Origin of the sequence: Luoshenia tenuis, assembly GCF_014384745.1 — a bacterium.
Lineage (GTDB): Bacteria > Bacillota > Clostridia > Christensenellales.
This window is the reverse complement of the sequence record NZ_JACRSO010000002.1, coordinates 107,270-125,053: the sequence shown is the minus strand read 5'-3', so window position 1 is coordinate 125,053 and position 17,784 is coordinate 107,270. Positions and strand designations below refer to the sequence as shown.

Here is a 17,784-nt window from a genome sequence, read left to right as displayed (position 1 = left end):
AATGCGGATTTTCTGCGCCTGCAGCATGGTCGTACTCGGCGCGCTGGGCGGCGTATTGGCCGCTAGACGGGAGCTGGCCGGTTACCGCGTGCAATGTTGTTTTGCAGACTTTTTACTTTTTATTTATGAGAAGATCAGCTATAGTACGGAAGCGCTGCCGGAGGTCATGGAGCAGGCTGCGCGCAAAGGGCCGGAAAAACTGCGCAAATTTGCGGCAGAAGTCGCAAAGCGTTTGGATAGCGGCGCGCTTCTCGGCCGGGCTTGGAGCGAGGCGACCCGCAAACTGGCCGACAGCGGCGAGTGGGGCAGCCTACCTAAAGAGGAGATCGAAAGATGGAACGCGATCGGGGAGCACTTGGGGAAGACCGACCTTGCATTACAAAAGCAGTGGCTGGATGATACGCAGGAGATCTGCCGCAGCCGCGCCGCCCGCCGGGAGGATGCCGTGATGAAGCGCAGGATGCTCTTCCAGCGCCTTGGCATCCTTTTAGGCAGCGTAGCTGGCATCATGATGCTTTAGATAAAGGGGAAGAGGATATGAATATCGATTTGATCTTTAAAATTGCGGCGATCGGCATCCTGATAACGATTTTGAACCTGGTATTGACTAAGGCCGGCCGCGAAGAGATCGCCCTGATGAGCACGCTGGCGGGGCTGGTGATCGTTCTGATGATGGTGGCCCAGCTGATCAACGAATTATTTCAAAGCGTCAGGACCCTGTTCCAACTATAAGATAAAGGCCGGGTAAAGTCATGGATATTCTAAAGATCGTAGGGGTAGCTATGGCGATAGCGATTATGGCCGTAGCCCTGCACCGCCAGGACGGCACTTGGCGAACGCTGCTGGTGCTGGCAGGCGGTACCGTGCTGGTATTGCTGTTTCTGCCCGCTATTGAGCAGGTCCTAGCACTGCTGCGCACCCTAGGAGCCCTTTCGGAGGGGAATGGCGCGATTTTTACCATCCTCCTGCGGGTGCTGGGGATTTCCTATCTGGTAGAATTTGCTGCACAGGCCTGCGAGGATGCGGGTGAAAAAGGCATTGGCAGCAAGATCGTTTTGGGCGGCAAGCTGGCGATCGTAGTTGTCATTGCGCCAACGCTGGTAGGGCTGGTCGAACAGGTCATGGGGTTGATGACATGAAGCGGCGCACAGCAAAAGCCATTTTGATTCTGCTGGTTCTGGGGATGGTACTGCTGCCTCCCCAGAGCGCCGCGGCGGCGCCGGATGCGGGCCTGCGTCAGGACGCGCAGGCGCAATTAGATACGCTTCCGCTGGCTCCGCTGGAGGAATATTGGCAGCAGCTGCCGCCAGAGGCGCAGCAGGCTCTGCCGGAAGGGATCCGTCCCCTGATCGAAGGAGAGATGCAGGGCGGAGCGCAGGATGGAGAAACGGCGCTCGACTTTTTAAAGGACTACGCTTTAAACGCCTGGCCGCAAATGCGCAACTTTTGCGTGCAGCTGATCGCGATCGTGATCCTGTCTGCCGTGGCCAACGCCATGCAAAGCGGGCTGCGTACGGGGCAATCCACCAATCTGGTATCCCTGTGCACGTACGCCTGTGCGATGTGCCTGATTATCGCGCAGATCGCATCCCTTTCGGTAGATACGGCTAAAACGATCGGACAGATCGGCCAATGGATGGAGCTGATCACGCCAGTGCTGACCATCCTGCTGGTTGGGTTGGGCGGTGCGGTGACCAGCGGCATTTTTCAGCCGCTGACGCTGCTATTATCCGGCGGCATCATTCAAACGATCGCCAACCTTGTTTTGCCTTTGACGATGGCCTCCACCGCCGCAACGGTGATCAGCCATTTTGCGCCCAAGGACATGATCAGCAAACTGCCGAAATTGTTGCTTTCGCTGACCAAATGGACCATCGGCATTGTGATGACCGTTTTTCTGGCCGTCATGGCTATCAAAGGGCTGGGCGCAGCCTCAGCGGATGGAATATCGCTGCGGACGGCGCGGTACGCGGCGGGTTCCGCCATTCCGGTAGTAGGCACTATGGTGGCCGATACGATGGATACGCTGATCGCCTGCTCGGCACTGGTCAAAAACTCTATCGGCACTACGGGGGTATTGATTCTATTTTTGATCGCTGCGCTGCCCGTGGTCAAGATATTTTTGCTGATGGTCACCCTGCGGCTATGCAGCACGGTGGCCCAGCCCCTAGGCGAACAGAAGCTCAGCCAGGCGATGGAGGACCTTTCCACCGCGCTGTCGCTGTTGATGGCGTGTATGATCACCACGGCGATCATGAGCATTATCACCATCACCCTGTTCGTCATCGCCGGGGACTGGATACTGATGATGCACTGATAAGGAGGGAAAGCGGATGCAGGCTTGGCTTGGCGGATGGCTGAGGGATATTCTGGTCGCAGCGATGCTGGCAGCCATCGTGGAGGCGGTGGCGCCGGAGGGGAAGATCAAACCGCTGGTCCGCTTTGCCAGCGGCGTTTTGATCGTAGCCATACTGGTACAGGGCAGCCTGTCGCTGGTCAGCCTCCCCTTTAGCGAACTGGTAGCGGTGCAGACCAGTGCGCAGCCAGCGCAGAGGCAGGATTATGCCGAAGCCTACGCGGCGCAGGTCCGGCAAATACTCGGCGCCTATCCGGATTTTGAAGATGGAGAAATAGAGGTGCACTGTAACGGCGCCGATGTCACCGGTATAACCCTCCGTTTGCAGGGCGCGGCACAAATTATAGGGGACAGTTTCGGACAGGCAGGCATAAAAGAGACCTTGGCCGGAATATATAACATACCAGAAGACGCCATCACCATAGAATAAAAGGAGTTTAAGACGCCATGCTCAGACAAGTTGCGCCGGCCCCGGAGCCGGAACCCGCAAAACGGCCCGCCATTGACTACGGACAGCTGTTAAAGCGCGCCGTTGGCCGGATCAAGAATAAAAAAAACGTGGAATTCATTATCCTTGGCGTCATCATTCTGGCGATTCTGCTCATTTACGCTTCTACGCTATGGGATAAAGCACCGGATGAGCAACCCCTGCCCAGCAACCTGCTGGAGAGCGGCGCGCAGGAGGAACTTACGGAGTACTCGGGGACACTGGAAAAAAAGCTCGCGCAGATTCTTTCGCAGATCGTCGGCGTGGGGGATGTAAATGTGATGATCACCTTTGAATCCGGCCCAATCGTGGAAACTGCGACAGGCCTTGGACAGGAGGAGAACGCTTACCCCAAGGTGCAAGGGGTGCTGGTCGTCGCCGAAGGGGCGGGAGACCTGGGGGTCAAGGCAAAAGTGTTGGACGCTGTGCGCATAGCGTTGAATCTCCCGGCAGATCAGGTTCAGGTATTTGAAAGAACGCCCGAGATGCCCTAAAGAAAGAAACCCGCCTTAAGGCCTGTTAGAAATGATCCGGCCCAGGGCGGTTGGAATAAAAAATTATATCTTTGTTTACACAGGAGGGGAAGAAAATTATGTCCAAAATCAACCGCAAGACCATCGTCGTAACCAGCCTGGTAGTGCTGCTGGTCATTACCAGCTACATCAATTATCAATTTAACCAGCCCGATGACCAAAGCGCCTCGCTGCCGCAGGCCACGCCCAGTGCGGTCACATCCACGGATACCGCCCAGGGAGAGGAAAATGAGGACACGCAGGAAGCCGCCGCCCAGGCCGTTGGATTTAAGATCGCCGAATACAAGGCCGAGCGCGAGACCGTCCGCAAGACCGAGATCGAACATCTGGATCAGATCATCAACGACGACCAGACCGACCAGGCTACATTGAAGAGCGCACAGGAGCAAAAGATGGGCATCGTTTCCAATATGGAAAAAGAAGTCACCATCGAAGGGCTGCTCCAGGCCAAGGGATTTGAGCAGACCGTGGTCTCCCTGCACGATGAATCCGCCAACGTCATCGTCAAACAAGATGGGTTGACCAGCGCGCAGGTGGCGCAGATCGTCGAGGTCGTTCAGCGCGAATCCAGTCAGAAACCCGAAAATATTAAGATTATCCCGGCAAAATAAGGGGAATCATTTGTAAAAAGCAATCGGGTTTGCTATAATAGGCACTATAGTAATTACAACACAAGATTGGAGGCGCCGTAGTTGGTGAGCAATGAAAATCAGGTGATTCCCGCAAATCAGGTGGACGGGGGAACCATTTCTTATGCTGATGACGTTATCGCAATAATCGCCGGCCTGGCTGCGACCGAGGTATCGGGCGTTGCGGGGATGAGCGGCGGAGTTGTCGGTGGAATCGCCGAGCTATTGGGCAGAAAGAACCTGACCAAGGGGGTCAAAGTCGAGGTCGGCAATGAGGAAGCGGCCATCGATCTGTCCATCGTGATTGATTTTGGGTTCAACCTGCGGGATGTTTCCGTAGCGGTGCAGGAGAATGTCAAAAAAGCGGTGGAATCGATGACAGGGCTGCGCGTCGTGGAGTGCAACATCAATATCCAGGGCGTTTACATCGAAAAAGAAACCAAGGAACCAGAAATCGTCAACCGCGTGAAGTAAACAGAGAAAACCCTCTGGTTTCATAATCGGAGGGTTTATTTGTTTTTTCCCATTCAAAAGATTAAATAACGAGGTGGACAAGCCATGAAGTTACGCGTTTTTGATCGCGTGGTGATGACCGTGCTGATGCTGTTTTGCATCGGAGTTGGCGCGGTGGCCCTGGGCTTTGCCTGGAACCTGTTCTCTTTTCCGGTTCTAGGTTATATGCTTTTAGAGGTCGAGCTTTCCCTGCTCTGGCAGATCTTGATCACAGTGATCGCCTTGGTATGGATCGTTTTATGCTTTAAGGTGATCTTTTCCGTGCCCAAGGCGCCGCGGGAGCGGCACGCACTCATCAAAAAAAGCGATGATGGCGCGATCCTGATCTCCTTACAGGCTATTGAAGCTATCGCTACCAAGTACGCCACCAGCATGGTGGAAGTGCGGGAGATGAAACCCCATACCGCTTTGCAGGAGGGGGGGATCGCCATGCGCATCCAGGTCTCCTTTAAGCCGGATATCGACATTCCCGCTATTTCTACCCAGCTGCAGGGCGGCATTAAAGAGGCGATTGAGCAGCAGGCCGGCGTGCCAGTGCGGGAGATCCGCCTGTTAGTGGAGACCCCCAGCAACAAAAGCCTCGCGCCGGTATAAGTAGGAGGCGCTTATGAAAGAATTGTGGGATGCCTTTATCGCGACGCGGCGCGGGCGGGTAACCGGCGCGCTGATCGGGCTGATCTTAGGCATCATTATCCTTTGTATCGGCCTGTGGCGCTTTTTGGTGCTGGCCGCCTTTGTGGCGGTGGGCTGGTTCATCGGTTCCCGGGGAGATCGGAATGCGGAGGTATCCAACCTTTTGGACGGCCTCTTTCATCTATTTAAATTTGGCAAGCGGAAGGATGATTAGTTCACATGAGCCGTAAAACTGCACGAGATGCGGCGGTTCGCTTGATGTACGCGCGCCTGCAGGGCAGCAACAGCGATGACGGCGCTGTGCTGGAGACCATGGGCGTTGAGCTGGCCCAGCAGGATCGGGCGTTTACCGACCTGCTGGTGACAGGGGTTGAGGCCCACGCAGCAGAGCTGGACGAAACCATCAAGCGGTATTTGAAAGGGTGGACGTTGGAGCGGATCGCGCGGATGGATCTTTGCATCCTGCGCAGCGCCCTTTTCGAATTAATGTACAGCGATATCCCCGAGAGCGTGGCGATCAACGAAGCGATCGAACTGGCCAAGGCCTATGGCGGGCAGGAATCCGGCCCCTTCGTCAACGGGGTTTTGTCTAATTTCGTAGGGGAGCGCGGCGCGTAAGATGCTTGGCCCAAAAGACGGGGCGAGGTTTTATCTGGGCCTTGATACCAGCGCCTATACGACCTCGGTTGCCGTCATCGATCAAAACTTGAATATCGCAGCACAACAGCGGCAAATTTTGCAGGTGCCCTCCGGCTCTAGGGGGCTCCAGCAAAGCCAGGCCGTTTTTTTTCATGTTCAGAATCTGCCTACCCTCATCGAGAATCTCTACGCCAAAACGGGGCTTTCGCCCCGGGATATCGCCGCGGTGTGCGCCTCCGCGCGCCCGCGAAATGTGGAGGGATCTTATATGCCGGTTTTTACGGTTGGGGCGGGATTTGGGCGCGCGCTTTCCCAGGCGCTGAACGTACCGTTTTTTGAGACCTCGCATCAGGAGGGGCATCTGCGCGCGGCGGCCTGGTCGGGCAATATGCCGGAAACAGAGGCGTTTTTAGCGTTCCACCTTTCAGGCGGTACGACGGAGATCCTTTTGGCGAAGAGGCAGGCTGGCAGCATTCGTTGCGAGATATTAGGCGCTACGCAGGACCTGCACGCCGGGCAGTTTGTAGACCGTATCGGCGTGGCGCTGGGGCTGCGATTCCCCGCCGGGCCGGAGATGGACAGGCTGGCGTTGGAATTTGGCGGAGATGATCCACGTATTCCGGCTTCGGTCAGCGGAATGGACTGCCACTTTTCCGGCGGAGAGGCGGCAGCTTTGCGCGCAATACAGGCAGGCGACCTGCCCGCCCAGCAGATTGCGGCCATGACACTTTCCTGCGTGGCGCGCACGCTGGAAAAGATGATCGTCTGTGCTGCACAGCGCACAGGTATCCGTCAGATTCTGATCTTCGGCGGCGTTGCTGCCAGCGGATGGGTGCGCGAACAGCTGCCCAAACGGCTGAAAAAGCATCGTCAGAAAATAAAAATCTATTTTGCGAAGCCCGAGTTTTCCAGCGATAATGCCATGGGTGTGGCGTTGGCCGGGCGCGCGCAGGACTTATGATAAAGGAGTGGAAATAATGAGCGCAGTACGTATGGATGGCAAGGGCCTGTCGGCTAAAATCAGGGGACAGCTCAAAGAGCGGGTTGCGGCATTTAAAGCAGAGTACGGTTATGTGCCGGGGCTGACGGTGATTTTGGTAGGAGAGGACCCGGCATCACAGATTTATGTGCGCAATAAAGAGCGGGGTTGCAACGAAGCGGGAATGACCTCCGACGTGATTCGGATGCCGGCACAGACCACACAGGAGGAGCTACTGGCACTGATCGAAAAGCTCAACCGGGACGATAAGGTCCACGGCATCTTGGTACAGCTGCCGCTGCCCAAGGGGATCGACGAACTTTCCGTGCTGCGCACCATCGATCCGGCAAAAGATGTGGATGGGTTCCATGTGGTAAATGCCGGCAAGCTGTTCATCGGCGAAAAGGCGCTGGTGGCCTGCACGCCTAAGGGAATCATGCGCCTGTTAGAAGAGTATGAGATCGATTTGGAGGGAAAGAACGCTGTCGTCGTAGGCCGCAGCAATATCGTGGGCAAACCCATCTCCATGCTGCTGCTCCAGCGCAACGCCACGGTAACGATCTGTCACTCCCGCACGAAAAATCTAAAAGACATCTGCCGCGGAGCGGATGTGCTGGTTGCGGCCGTGGGCAAGGCCAATCTGATCACCGGGGATATGGTCAAACCCGGCGCCGTGGTGATCGACGTTGGGATGAACCGGCTGCCGGATTCTAAAAAGGTCGTGGGCGACGTGGACTTTGAATCGGTAGAACCGGTCGCAGGGTACATCACGCCGGTGCCGGGCGGCGTTGGGCCCATGACGATTGCCATGCTGCTGGAAAATACCCTGGAGGCGGCTAAAGCCAATGCCTAGCGCGCTGGTATTTTCTGTCAGCCAACTGAATGAATATGTAAAAAACCTTTTAGGCCGCGATCCGCTGCTGAAAAGCGTGCGTTTGTCCGGCGAGCTCTCGAACGTTAAAATCCACGGCTCGGGCCACATGTATTTCTCTGTGCGGGATAGCGATTCGGTGATCCAGGCGGTGATGTTCCGCTCTCAGGTGGAAAAGCTGAAGTTTTTGCCTGCCGATGGCATGCGCGTGGAGATGACCGGCAATGTTTCGATCTATCCGCGGGATGGCCGGTACCAATTTTATGCCCAGTCCATGCGTTTGGACGGGCAGGGGGCTGGCTATGCGGCTTTTGAGGCGCTCAAGCTCAAGCTGGAGGCGGAGGGACTTTTCGATCAGTCCAATAAAAAAGCCTTGCCGGCTTATCCGCAGCGGGTGGGGGTGGTCACTTCGCCCACCGGCGCAGCGCTGCAGGATATTTTACAGATTTCGGCCCGGCGCTGCCCGGCTGTTGAGATCGTGCTCTATCCGGCATTGGTGCAGGGAGTAGATGCGGCGGCCAGCGTGCGCAAGGGCATTCGGATGTTTAACGCGCTGGAACCTAAGGTGGATGTGATCATCGTTGGCCGCGGCGGCGGTTCTGCCGAGGATCTGTGGGTCTTTAACGATGAGATGTTGGCAAGGGCGTGCTTTGCCTCAAAAATTCCGATCGTGTCCGCAGTAGGGCATGAGATCGACTTTACCATTTTGGATTTTGTTGCTGATCTACGTGCGCCAACGCCTTCTGCAGCCGCAGAATTGGTATTCCCCTCGCGGGAGGAAACGCTGGAGCACCTTGATTACCTGTGCGAAGGGATGAAAAGGGCGGTTTTTCAGCAGATCGGCGGAATGCGTCAACAGCTTAAGTGGCTGGAGCTACGCTTGGCAAAGGTCAGCCCGGAGAACGGCTTAAAGCACAAGCGCGAACGCCTTGCGCAACTCAAGCGCGCCCTGCAAGAGGGAATCGGCCACGAATTGCGGCAAACGCAGATGCGGTTTGCCAGCATCCTTACGCGTTTAGAAATGGCGAACCCATTGCAGATCCTCTCCCGTGGTTTTACATTAGCCCGGGACGCCGAAACGGGCAGGATGCTGACGCATGCGCATGAGGCGGCCGTCGGCAGCGAGGTAGAGATCCTCTTCCAGGATGGGGCGCGCTATGCTACAATAACCCGTGAGGGACAAGAGCAAATTGGGGGCGAGAATGGCCATGGCAGCAAAGAAAAAGACCACATTTGAAGATAATATCCAAAAGCTGGAGGAGCTGGTCGCGCAGATGGAGGAAGGCGGCATGCCGCTGGAGCAATCCCTGGCGCTGTATGAAAAGGGGATCGCCCTGGCGCGGGCCTGCACGGGATGGCTGGATGAGACCGAACAAAAGCTCAAAGTGTTGACGGAGGATGAGCTGGGCGGCGTAACGTTAAAAGATGCCCTGCCTGGCGAGGATGGAAATGAATAATTACGAGGCATACTATGCGCAGTTATATGCGCTGGCAAAAGAGGCGCTCTCCCATTGGATGGAAAATCAAAGCGCGCCCGAACCGGTGCGCAGCGCGATGAATTACAGCCTTGGGGCCGGCGGCAAGCGCCTGCGTCCCATGTTGGTTTTGGCGGGATGCGATCTTTTGCAAGGAGATCGGGCGCAGGCCATGGGGTATGCGTGCGCCATCGAGATGATCCACACCTATTCGCTGATCCACGACGATATGCCGGCCATGGATAACGACGATTACCGCCGCGGCAAATTGACCTGCCATAAAGTGTATGGCGAGGGCATGGCGATTTTAGCGGGCGATGGACTGCTGAACAGCGCCTTTGAAGTAATGGCTGCGCATATGCAGCGTTTCCCCGAAAATCTGGTGAACCATGTATGCGCGCTGGCGCACATCGCGCGGGGCGCTGGGATCGAGGGGATGATCGCCGGGCAATGCGTCGACCTGGTTGGTACCGGAGACGACGCACAAAGCCTGACCTGGCTGCACCGGCACAAGACCGGGGCGTTGATCACCGCCGCGCTGCTGGCAGGCCTGCAGCTGGCCGCACCTACGCCGGAGGAGTTGGAAGCGCTGCGCGAATTTGGTTACCGTCTTGGGCTGCAATTCCAGATCGTAGACGATCTTTTAGATGTTGAGGGCGATGCCCAGACCCTGGGCAAGGCTACCGGTAGCGACGCGGCCAACCAAAAGACGACCTATGTTACCCTCTACGGCAGCGAGAAAGCGCGTGAATTGGCCAGGGAGCATTCCCAGGCGGCGGTCGAGGCGTTGGAAATTTTCGGCGAGCGCGCGTGGTTTTTAAGAGAATTGACGATGCGTTTGCTTACGCGCGAGCAGTAGGAGGAACGATAGAGTGGATTTCTTCACCGAGTTTTTCAGAAACCCAGTGGTACTGCCCACTTTTCTGGGATGGATACTGGCGCAGATCCTCAAAGTGTTTACGAATTTTATGAAATACCGCAAGTGGGATCTGGCCAGATTATTCGGCTCCGGCGGCATGCCCAGTTCGCATACCTCCTTTGTGATGGCACTGGCGGTGTCCTGCGGCATCTCGGAAGGGTTTGATTCGGCTATCTTTGTGGTGGCGGCGGCGTTTGCGGCGATCGTGATGACAGACGCCATGGGCGTGCGCCAGGCGGCGGGCAAACAGGCCCGCGTGTTAAACGAGATCGTGGATATGATGACGCACAACATGGTCGTCCCGCCCAGCAAGCTGAAAGAATTGATCGGCCATACCGGGTTTGAGGTGTTGATGGGCGCGATTTTAGGCGTCGTGGTGGCCGTCCTTTTTACCTTTAAGTAGGATATTTGTTTTTTGTAATGAAACATGATATAATCCTACCTGCATTTTAATGCAAATAAGGTGGTGCAGTATTCTAGTCGGCAAAGCTGGTTCTCAAAACGGGGATAAAAGACCGTAGAAGGGCATATCGATGAAGTTCCTGGTGGTGGCTTCGGACGCCCAGTCGGGGGTTGCTGCTGGGGGATAAGGAAGAAGGGCGATCTGCAATGGCATGCAGGCGATGACCCAGCTTCCGCGGAGACCCAAACGGGTGTGAAACATCGCGTGATCACTCCTTGGGGTAAAACCTGTGATGCGGTAATAATAACTGTGTACAGCGTAGCCTGCCTTGCGTGGCGCGGGGGGATTTCAGGAATACGTGCCCGGATGCACAGGGCCCGTGCATCGGACATGATCGCCGGATGAAACCTGAGCTGCAAAAGAGGCTAGGAACCAGTGGCGTTGTTGAGGAAAGCTCCTAGACTGTCAACAGGCAATTTGGGGATTATAGTGTGGACTTAGTGGTAATCTAGTCCCGCCGCGTGGCGACACGGCGGCGTCTGCTTTCAAGGGAAACCGCTCTTTTCGGCGACGGGGAGTAGCAGACGGGGAAACCTTACTAGACCTGAAGCCGCAAGGTTTACTCATTTTGCCACCACCTTTTTTTATTTAAAGACCATACGCCATAAATTTGGCGCATAGATAAGAGTATAGCTTGGAAAGAAAGGGTGCGCACTTGCCTAAAGAAGATGCGGATATCCCGTTAAAACGGAAAAGCGGCGGAGACAAAGCCAAACGGGGAAGAAAAAAGAAAAACTACTGGGCGGTTAAGATCGCGCTGATCACGCTGATCGTATCCGGCGGAATCAGCTTTGTTGCCGAGGTGCTGTTGGGCAGCGTACCGCTTCTGGTAGCTATTTTGATTTTGATCGCGTTGATCGCGCTGGGCATCGTGTTTGATATTATCGGCATCGCTGCTACGGCCGCTGGTCCTAAGCCCTTTTTGGCCATGGCTTCCAAAAAGGTGCACGGCGCGCAGCAGTGCGTCTTTTTGCTGCAGCATACCGACCAGGTAGCCAGCTTTTGCAACGACGTTGTCGGGGATGTGTGCGGGATCGTTTCGGGCGCAGCCAGTGCGGCCATCGTGCTGCGCATCGTGGTGCTGGCGCCGGCAACGCCATCTGCGCTGCTCAATATTATCATCAGCAGTGTTGTAGCGGCCCTGACGGTAGGCGGCAAGGCCGCCGGTAAGCGGTTTGCACTGGTACACTCTACAAATATTCTGCTGCGCGCCGGGCGCGTACTGGCCTTTTTCCATATTGGCCGGCAAAAGCATAAATAGCCTTCCCGGGTTAGGGAGGATGAATGGGAGTAAAATGTATAAGTCGTTGGATGACATCCATTCGCCACAGGATATAAAGGATATGAACATCCCCGAACTGGAACAGCTGGCCGGGGAGATTCGTCAATTTCTCGTGCAATCTATTTCTCAGACAGGCGGGCATCTGGCCTCCAATCTGGGGGTGGTAGAGCTGACGTTGGCGATCCACAAAATCTTTAACAGCCCCCAGGATAAGATCATCTGGGATGTAGGCCATCAGGCTTATGTACATAAGCTGCTCACCGGCCGCAAAGCGCAGTTTGCCTCTTTGCGGCAGATGGATGGGTTAAGCGGCTTCCCCAAGCGTGCGGAAAGCTGCCACGATGCCTTTGATACCGGGCATAGCAGCACCTCGGTATCCGCTGCGCTGGGCATTGCCCGCGCGCGGGATCAGCGAGGGGATGACTTTTCCGTGATTTCCGTTATTGGCGATGGAGCCCTAAGTGGCGGAATGGCCTTTGAGGCGCTGAATGATGCGGGCCAGTGCCCCAGCAAAATCATCGTCATTCTAAACGATAATGATATGAGCATCTCCCACAGCGTGGGCGCCGTATCCATGCACCTGTCCAAGATCCGCAGCGGACGGACCTACACGGGCGTCAAGCGCTGGACGGAGGACTTTGTGGAGCGCATCCCGGTAATAGGCCCGCCCACCAAGCGCTTTGTAGAAAAAATTAAAAATAGTTTAAAATACCTTGTCGTGCCTGGCGTCCTCTTTGAAGAGCTGGGATTTAAGTATTTAGGGCCGGTTGATGGGCACGATATCGGGCAATTAGAGCAGATTCTGACCAGCGCACAGGAGTATGACCGGCCGGTTTTTGTGCACGTGGTGACCCGCAAAGGCAAGGGATATGAGCGCGCAGAGATCTTTCCGGAGCGGTATCATGGCGTAGCGCCCTTCTTTATCGATACCGGCATGAAAGAAAAGGACCAGAGCATTACCTTCTCCGCCACTTTTGGCCAGCACTTGACCAAGATGGCCATGCATAATGAAAAGATCATCGCTATTTCGGCCGCGATGGTGGAGGGGACAGGGCTTACGCCCTTTCGCCAGATGTTCCCTCAACGTTTATTTGATGTTGGCATCGCCGAGCAGCATGGGGTGACGCTGGCGGCAGGGCTGGCTACGCAGGGCCTGCGCCCCTTTTTTGCCGTATATTCTACCTTCGCCCAGCGCGCGTTTGACCAGATCTTGCACGATGTGTGCCTGCAAAACCTGCCCGTCGTCTTCGCGCTGGATCGTGCGGGTCTAACGGGAGAGGATGGGGAGACTCATCAAGGCCTTTTTGACCTGTCAATGCTGCTGCCGTTGCCCAATATGACGATCCTTTCGCCGGCGAATGCGGACGAATTGCGCAAAATGATGGAATTCGCTCTGACGCTGGATGGACCCTGCGCGATTCGCTATTCGAAAGCCGTATCCCGCTTGCCCAATGACGATACGCTGCCTCCCATTCAGCTGGGCAAATGGACCCGGCTGCGCGAAGGGGATGACGGTGTACTGATCGCCTCAGGAAACATGGTGGAGGAGGCTTTGAACATCCGGGAACGGCTGCTGAAACGGGGAAAGGCGATCTCCGTGGTCAACGCCCGGTTTATTAAGCCGCTGGACGAGGAGATGCTCAGTCAGATGGCTCACACCTTTCCGTTGATCGCAACGCTGGAGGACAATGTCCTGATCGGCGGATTTGGCGCGGTTGTGGGACAGTTCCTCCTGCGCAAGGGGACAGGGGCACGCTTTCTAAACTTGGGCTATCCCGATAAATTTATCGAACACGGTGCGCGCGCGGCTTTAATGGCGCGTTATGGTATGGATGCTGCGAGCCTGGCTGAAAAGCTTGCAGTTGCCTTGGAGGAAATCGATGGAGAACAATAAGCAGAGGTTGGATGTGCTGCTGGTCGATAAAGGGCTGGCGCCCAGCCGGGAAAAGGCCAAGGCGCTTGTGATGAGCGGCGCGGTCTACATTCGGGAAGAAAAGGCGCTTAAAGCCTCCCAAATAGTGCCGGAAAAGGATTGGGAGGCACTGCAGGTTCGGGGCAAAGTGCATCCCTTTGTCAGCCGTGGCGGGTTAAAGCTGCAAAAGGCGCTGGAGGTTTTCCCCATAAAGGCAGCGGGCAAAACCGCGATAGACGTGGGCGCCTCCACGGGAGGCTTTACCGATTGCTTGCTCCAAAAGGGCGCGCGCAAGGTTTACGCGGTGGATGTAGGATATGGCCAGCTGGACTGGCGGCTGCGCCAGGATGAACGGGTAGTGGTAATGGAGCGCTGCAACGCCCGCGCGATGGAAAAAGGCTGGTTTCAAGATGCGCTGGAGCTGGCGGTGATGGATGTTTCCTTTATCTCCATTAAATTGATCTTGCCCGCGCTGGTCAAGTGCCTTGAACCGGGGGCGCAGCTGGTCACCCTGATCAAACCTCAGTTTGAGGCCGGCCGGGACAAAGTCGGAAAAAAGGGTGTTGTGCGTGACGCCAAGGTGCACCTTGAGGTCGTTGAGGAGGCCGTCGCCTTTGCGGCAGCGTGTGGTTTTTCTCCGCAGGGTCTTTCGTTTTCGCCTATTACGGGGCCGGAGGGGAATATCGAGTTTTTACTTTACGCCTGCGCGGCCGATATTCCGCCCGCGCCGCTGGATTGCCGCAGCGTAGTGGCGCAGGCGCATGAAGCGCATAAAGTTTAGGGCCGATACGGGATAGACAGCGATATTTGTACCGCTGCCTGTCCCGCTTTTTCATTTCCCTCAATTTGCTGAGGCTGCTTTCTAAACAGCGAATAGTTCCGAATATTTAAAAAAATATAGTTGAATAAATATTCATAAAGCAGTACAATTATTACTGTATGAAGCTGAAGGAGGTTGCGCGGTGCAGGTTTCGATTTGGGTAAACCATGAAAAGGACGTAGGCTTTCGGGTAACGGGCCAGCTGGTAGACGCGCTGGAACATTATGGGGCCGCTGTCCGAATGGATGAATACTGTGCCGGCGTGCTCAAACGGCCGGAGCTGGGGGTAGATCGCGCCGGTTTGATCGCTGGGTGCGACGTGGTATTGGTCTTGGGTGGCGATGGAACGATTCTCCACGCTGCCCGGGAGGCTGCCGCCGCGGATATTCCCGTGTTGGGGATCAATATGGGCCGCGTAGGTTTTTTGAGCGAGGCTGAGGTAGATAACGTGCAGGAGGTCGCCCGGCGCATCGTTCAGGCGGACTACGCTTTAGAAAAGCGCATGATGCTGCAGGCGCGCGTCATCGGCCATCCACAGGCGGCCGAGCATATCGCCTTAAACGATGTGGTGCTTTCCCGCGGGGCATTTTCGCGCATCATCGGGGTGCAGATCTATATCGATGGGCAGTATGTAGATCGCTATATGTCAGACGGCGTGGTGGTTTCCAGCCCTACGGGCTCGACGGCCTACGCGCTCTCTACGGGCGGGCCGATCCTTGCGCCCAGCCTGGAGTGTATTCTGCTCTCGCCGATCTGCGCGCACACGCTGTACTCCCGGCCTATCGTGGTGGGGGCCGACAGCAAGATCGAGCTGGTTTTGACCGCTGCGGATAAGGATGCGCAGCTGGCGCTAGATGGGGAGACGCTGCTTACGGTTTCCAACAAGCTGCGCATTGAGATCACCCGCGCCAAGTCGCAGGCTACCTTTATCCGGTTAAAGGGGCGCAACTTTTATCAATTATTGCATAGTAAATTTTCTGAATGGAGCATGGCTGAAGAACTGCCGGAAGTAAAAGCATAAAGGGGGATGACGCATGAAATCGGGACGACACGCCATGATACTGGATATCATCGATAAAAACGATATCGAAACGCAGGAAGATTTGGCCGAGGCATTGCGCGAAACGGGGTACGAGGTCACTCAGGCCACGATCTCGCGGGATATCAAAGAGTTGCGGCTGGTCAAAGTGCTAACGCCGAACAATACCTATAAATATGCAACCGTAGATAAAGCCGATAAGGTGATGACCAATCGCTTTATCCGCGTATTTTCGGAGGCTGTGCTCTCCATTGTGGCGGCGAACAACCTAATCATCATCAAAACCCTTTCGGGCAGCGCCCATGCGGCCGGCAATACCATCGACAGCATGCGCTGGCCCGAGATCGTGGGGAGTATAGCCGGAGATGATACCATTTTAGTAGTCGCGCCGGACAATGACGCCGCGCAGGTGCTGGTCGCTAAATTCAAGGAAATGATGAAGTAAGGAGCCAACATGCTTTATCGCCTGACCATCCATAATATCGCTTTGATCGAAAATTTGGAGGTGCCCTTTGGCCCGGGACTCAATATCCTTTCGGGCGAGACCGGCGCGGGTAAATCCATTATAATAGACGCGGTCAACCTGGCTTTGGGAGAGCGGGCGGACCGCGGGCTGATCCGCTATGGCACCCAGCGGGCGCAGGTGGAGGCGGCTTTTGCGCTGCCCAAAGGGCATGCGGCCATCCACCATCTGCAAGAGCAGGGTTATGACGATCCTGACGATCCGGAAAACGTGATCCTTTCCCGGGATATTACGCTGGCGGGGAAAAATATCTGCCGGATCAACGGCCATCTGGTATCCGTTTCTCAATTAAAGCAGCTATCCGCGCTGCTGGTGGATATCCACGGGCAGCACGAGCACCAATCGCTGCTGAGCGCGGCGCGGCACCGCGCGTTTTTGGACCGGGTTGCCGGCGATGATTTTTTGCAGGAACTCAGCGAATACAGGCGCATTTTTTCCACCTGGCGCGAAGTGCGAAAAGCCCTTGACAGCAGCCGATTAAGCGAGCAGGAAAAGGCCCGGCGGATAGAAATGCTGCGCTTTCAGCTGGATGATATCCACTCCGCCCAGCTGACGGCCGGCGAAGAAGAACAACTAGCCGAAAGGCGCAGTTATTTGCAAAACCGGGAACAGATCATGCAGACCCTTGCCTTTGCGCGCCAGGCGCTTTTTGAAGGCGGAGAGGATGCGCAAAGCGCCCTGGATATCCTGGGCGAGGTTCAATCGGCCATCGGGGGCATGACCCGCATACACCAGCCCTTTGAGGCCCTACACGCCAAGCTTTCGGAGGTATATTATGCCCTGGAGGATATCGACGGCGACCTCCATGCGCTAGATAGCGGCTGGGAGGATGCTGGCGAGAGTTTGGACAGCGTAGAAGAACGGCTGAATCAGATCTATAAGCTCAAACGCAAATACGGCAGCTCTATCGAGGAGATATTGGCATACGCCGAAAGCATCGAGCAGGAATATGCCGAACTGCAGGACAGCGAGGCGCATATCGAACAGCTGGTAAACGAGGAAAGCACACTGTTCCAGGCGGCAAAAGAGAAGGCGCTGGCGTTGCACGAAAAACGGATGCACGCCGCCCAAAGCTTTGAAGCGGCGCTAAAAGGCCACCTACAGGATCTGGGCATGCAGAAGCTGGAGATCAAAACCGTTTTTGCCCCCCTTCCGCAGGATGATGAAACCTTCCGCGACCGGTTACAGAGCAGCGGGATCGACCAGGTGGAGTTTTTGATCTCCCCCAACCCCGGCCAGCCGCTGATGCCGCTGGCAAAGATCGCGTCCGGCGGCGAGCTGTCACGCATCATGCTGGCGATCAAGAATATCAGCGCTACGGCAGACGATATCCCCTGCATGATTTTTGACGAGATCGATACCGGCATCAGCGGGCGTATCGCACAAGCGGTGGGTGAAAAGATGTGCCGGCTGGCCAGCGACCGCCAGGTCATCAGCGTGACGCATCTATCCCAGATCGCTGCGCTTGGCGATGAGCATTTACTGGTGCGCAAGACGGAAAACGGAGAGGATACCACCGTAGAACTCACGCCGCTGGACGATGAGGCGCGCATTTTGGAAATCGCCCGGATGAACGCCGGGGCACAAATCACAAAGATCGACCTGGAACATGCCCGGGCGATCCTTAGGCAAGCGCAAACCATTCGCAAAAAATTGCGTCAAAGGGTATAGAATCATAGGGCCTTCGCCAATCCTAAAGAAATATTAAGGA

Annotated in this window: 23 protein-coding genes; all 23 read left to right on the top strand. The window is 55.8% G+C overall.

Annotated features, from left to right (window positions below; all coding sequences use genetic code 11):
* Position 1 precedes the first annotated feature (1 nt).
* The 23 genes from H8699_RS05515 to recN all read left to right on the top strand — a co-directional run bounded on the left by H8699_RS05515 (position 2) and on the right by recN (position 17,744).
* On the top strand, positions 2-520 hold the full coding sequence (locus H8699_RS05515; RefSeq protein ID WP_249285109.1) for a stage III sporulation protein AB: 519 nt from the start codon (positions 2-4) through the stop codon (positions 518-520).
* 17 nt (positions 521-537) lie between these two features.
* A complete protein-coding gene (spoIIIAC, locus tag H8699_RS05510; protein ID WP_138295944.1) occupies positions 538-732 on the top strand; it encodes a stage III sporulation protein AC in 195 nt (64 codons plus the stop codon).
* Between the two features lie 20 nt (positions 733-752).
* The gene (locus H8699_RS05505; RefSeq protein WP_283244152.1) at positions 753-1,139 is read left to right on the top strand and encodes a SpoIIIAC/SpoIIIAD family protein; all 387 of its coding nucleotides are present in this window, start codon (positions 753-755) and stop codon (positions 1,137-1,139) included.
* Positions 1,136-2,317, top strand: a complete 1,182-nt coding sequence (locus tag H8699_RS05500; protein ID WP_249284823.1) for a stage III sporulation protein AE — start codon at positions 1,136-1,138, stop codon at positions 2,315-2,317. The genes H8699_RS05505 and H8699_RS05500 overlap by 4 nt, the downstream gene beginning before the upstream one ends.
* 16 nt (positions 2,318-2,333) lie before the next feature.
* Positions 2,334-2,786: a stage III sporulation protein AF gene (locus tag H8699_RS05495; protein ID WP_249284822.1), complete on the top strand. Its 453-nt coding sequence runs from the start codon at positions 2,334-2,336 to the stop codon at positions 2,784-2,786.
* Positions 2,787-2,803: 17 nt separating this feature from the next.
* The gene (locus H8699_RS05490; protein WP_249284821.1) at positions 2,804-3,337 is read left to right on the top strand and encodes a hypothetical protein; all 534 of its coding nucleotides are present in this window, start codon (positions 2,804-2,806) and stop codon (positions 3,335-3,337) included.
* Positions 3,338-3,435: 98 nt separating this feature from the next.
* Positions 3,436-3,987 (top strand): SpoIIIAH-like family protein, encoded by a 552-nt coding sequence (locus H8699_RS05485; protein WP_249284820.1) that lies wholly within the window; start codon positions 3,436-3,438, stop codon positions 3,985-3,987.
* An 81-nt stretch (positions 3,988-4,068) separates the two neighbouring features.
* Positions 4,069-4,479, top strand: coding sequence for an Asp23/Gls24 family envelope stress response protein (locus tag H8699_RS05480; protein ID WP_138295938.1), 411 nt, complete (start codon positions 4,069-4,071; stop codon positions 4,477-4,479).
* 84 nt (positions 4,480-4,563) lie between these two features.
* Positions 4,564-5,112 (top strand): alkaline shock response membrane anchor protein AmaP, encoded by a 549-nt coding sequence (amaP, locus tag H8699_RS05475; RefSeq protein ID WP_249284819.1) that lies wholly within the window; start codon positions 4,564-4,566, stop codon positions 5,110-5,112.
* Positions 5,113-5,125: 13 nt separating this feature from the next.
* The gene (locus H8699_RS05470) at positions 5,126-5,365 is read left to right on the top strand and encodes a DUF2273 domain-containing protein (RefSeq protein ID WP_249284818.1); all 240 of its coding nucleotides are present in this window, start codon (positions 5,126-5,128) and stop codon (positions 5,363-5,365) included.
* 5 nt (positions 5,366-5,370) lie between these two features.
* The gene (nusB, locus tag H8699_RS05465; RefSeq protein ID WP_147517892.1) at positions 5,371-5,769 is read left to right on the top strand and encodes a transcription antitermination factor NusB; all 399 of its coding nucleotides are present in this window, start codon (positions 5,371-5,373) and stop codon (positions 5,767-5,769) included.
* A 1-nt stretch (position 5,770) separates the two neighbouring features.
* Positions 5,771-6,751 (top strand): tRNA (adenosine(37)-N6)-threonylcarbamoyltransferase complex transferase subunit TsaD, encoded by a 981-nt coding sequence (locus H8699_RS05460; protein ID WP_249284817.1) that lies wholly within the window; start codon positions 5,771-5,773, stop codon positions 6,749-6,751.
* A gap of 16 nt (positions 6,752-6,767) precedes the next feature.
* The gene (gene folD / locus H8699_RS05455) at positions 6,768-7,622 is read left to right on the top strand and encodes a bifunctional methylenetetrahydrofolate dehydrogenase/methenyltetrahydrofolate cyclohydrolase FolD (protein ID WP_147517894.1); all 855 of its coding nucleotides are present in this window, start codon (positions 6,768-6,770) and stop codon (positions 7,620-7,622) included.
* The gene (xseA, locus tag H8699_RS05450; RefSeq protein ID WP_249284816.1) at positions 7,615-8,877 is read left to right on the top strand and encodes an exodeoxyribonuclease VII large subunit; all 1,263 of its coding nucleotides are present in this window, start codon (positions 7,615-7,617) and stop codon (positions 8,875-8,877) included. The genes folD and xseA overlap by 8 nt, the downstream gene beginning before the upstream one ends.
* A complete protein-coding gene (gene xseB, locus H8699_RS05445; protein ID WP_147517896.1) occupies positions 8,849-9,097 on the top strand; it encodes an exodeoxyribonuclease VII small subunit in 249 nt (82 codons plus the stop codon). The genes xseA and xseB overlap by 29 nt, the downstream gene beginning before the upstream one ends.
* Entirely contained in the window at positions 9,090-9,974 is an 885-nt protein-coding gene (locus tag H8699_RS05440) for a polyprenyl synthetase family protein (protein ID WP_249284815.1), read from the top strand. Before xseB ends, H8699_RS05440 begins: the two co-directional genes overlap by 8 nt.
* A gap of 13 nt (positions 9,975-9,987) precedes the next feature.
* Entirely contained in the window at positions 9,988-10,437 is a 450-nt protein-coding gene (locus H8699_RS05435) for a divergent PAP2 family protein (protein WP_138295929.1), read from the top strand.
* Between the two features lie 715 nt (positions 10,438-11,152).
* The gene (locus tag H8699_RS05430) at positions 11,153-11,758 is read left to right on the top strand and encodes a hypothetical protein (protein WP_249284814.1); all 606 of its coding nucleotides are present in this window, start codon (positions 11,153-11,155) and stop codon (positions 11,756-11,758) included.
* 34 nt (positions 11,759-11,792) lie between these two features.
* Positions 11,793-13,673, top strand: a complete 1,881-nt coding sequence (gene dxs, locus H8699_RS05425; RefSeq protein ID WP_249284813.1) for a 1-deoxy-D-xylulose-5-phosphate synthase — start codon at positions 11,793-11,795, stop codon at positions 13,671-13,673.
* Entirely contained in the window at positions 13,660-14,472 is an 813-nt protein-coding gene (locus H8699_RS05420; protein WP_249284812.1) for a TlyA family RNA methyltransferase, read from the top strand. The genes dxs and H8699_RS05420 overlap by 14 nt, the downstream gene beginning before the upstream one ends.
* A 181-nt stretch (positions 14,473-14,653) precedes the next feature.
* On the top strand, positions 14,654-15,532 hold the full coding sequence (locus H8699_RS05415) for an NAD(+)/NADH kinase (protein ID WP_249284811.1): 879 nt from the start codon (positions 14,654-14,656) through the stop codon (positions 15,530-15,532).
* 13 nt (positions 15,533-15,545) lie between these two features.
* The gene (locus H8699_RS05410; protein WP_249284810.1) at positions 15,546-15,995 is read left to right on the top strand and encodes an arginine repressor; all 450 of its coding nucleotides are present in this window, start codon (positions 15,546-15,548) and stop codon (positions 15,993-15,995) included.
* A gap of 9 nt (positions 15,996-16,004) precedes the next feature.
* On the top strand, positions 16,005-17,744 hold the full coding sequence (gene recN, locus H8699_RS05405; protein ID WP_249284809.1) for a DNA repair protein RecN: 1,740 nt from the start codon (positions 16,005-16,007) through the stop codon (positions 17,742-17,744).
* Positions 17,745-17,784: the final 40 nt, after the last annotated feature.

Excerpts from the sequence above, each read along its gene's own strand:
- H8699_RS05410 (WP_249284810.1), top strand. The coding sequence starts at position 15,546 with ATGAAATCGGGACGACACGCCATGATACTGGATATCATCGATAAAAAC.
- xseB (WP_147517896.1), top strand. The coding sequence starts at position 8,849 with ATGGCAGCAAAGAAAAAGACCACATTTGAAGATAATATCCAAAAGCTG.
- recN (WP_249284809.1), top strand. The coding sequence starts at position 16,005 with ATGCTTTATCGCCTGACCATCCATAATATCGCTTTGATCGAAAATTTG.
- H8699_RS05460 (WP_249284817.1), top strand. The coding sequence starts at position 5,771 with ATGCTTGGCCCAAAAGACGGGGCGAGGTTTTATCTGGGCCTTGATACC.
- folD (WP_147517894.1), top strand. The coding sequence starts at position 6,768 with ATGAGCGCAGTACGTATGGATGGCAAGGGCCTGTCGGCTAAAATCAGG.
- xseA (WP_249284816.1), top strand. The coding sequence starts at position 7,615 with ATGCCTAGCGCGCTGGTATTTTCTGTCAGCCAACTGAATGAATATGTA.
- H8699_RS05505 (WP_283244152.1), top strand. The coding sequence starts at position 753 with ATGGATATTCTAAAGATCGTAGGGGTAGCTATGGCGATAGCGATTATG.
- H8699_RS05485 (WP_249284820.1), top strand. The coding sequence starts at position 3,436 with ATGTCCAAAATCAACCGCAAGACCATCGTCGTAACCAGCCTGGTAGTG.
- H8699_RS05440 (WP_249284815.1), top strand. The coding sequence starts at position 9,090 with ATGAATAATTACGAGGCATACTATGCGCAGTTATATGCGCTGGCAAAA.
- spoIIIAC (WP_138295944.1), top strand. The coding sequence starts at position 538 with ATGAATATCGATTTGATCTTTAAAATTGCGGCGATCGGCATCCTGATA.
- H8699_RS05490 (WP_249284821.1), top strand. The coding sequence starts at position 2,804 with ATGCTCAGACAAGTTGCGCCGGCCCCGGAGCCGGAACCCGCAAAACGG.
- dxs (WP_249284813.1), top strand. The coding sequence starts at position 11,793 with ATGTATAAGTCGTTGGATGACATCCATTCGCCACAGGATATAAAGGAT.
- H8699_RS05515 (WP_249285109.1), top strand. The coding sequence starts at position 2 with ATGCGGATTTTCTGCGCCTGCAGCATGGTCGTACTCGGCGCGCTGGGC.
- H8699_RS05470 (WP_249284818.1), top strand. The coding sequence starts at position 5,126 with ATGAAAGAATTGTGGGATGCCTTTATCGCGACGCGGCGCGGGCGGGTA.
- amaP (WP_249284819.1), top strand. The coding sequence starts at position 4,564 with ATGAAGTTACGCGTTTTTGATCGCGTGGTGATGACCGTGCTGATGCTG.
- nusB (WP_147517892.1), top strand. The coding sequence starts at position 5,371 with ATGAGCCGTAAAACTGCACGAGATGCGGCGGTTCGCTTGATGTACGCG.
- H8699_RS05500 (WP_249284823.1), top strand. The coding sequence starts at position 1,136 with ATGAAGCGGCGCACAGCAAAAGCCATTTTGATTCTGCTGGTTCTGGGG.
- H8699_RS05420 (WP_249284812.1), top strand. The coding sequence starts at position 13,660 with ATGGAGAACAATAAGCAGAGGTTGGATGTGCTGCTGGTCGATAAAGGG.
- H8699_RS05495 (WP_249284822.1), top strand. The coding sequence starts at position 2,334 with ATGCAGGCTTGGCTTGGCGGATGGCTGAGGGATATTCTGGTCGCAGCG.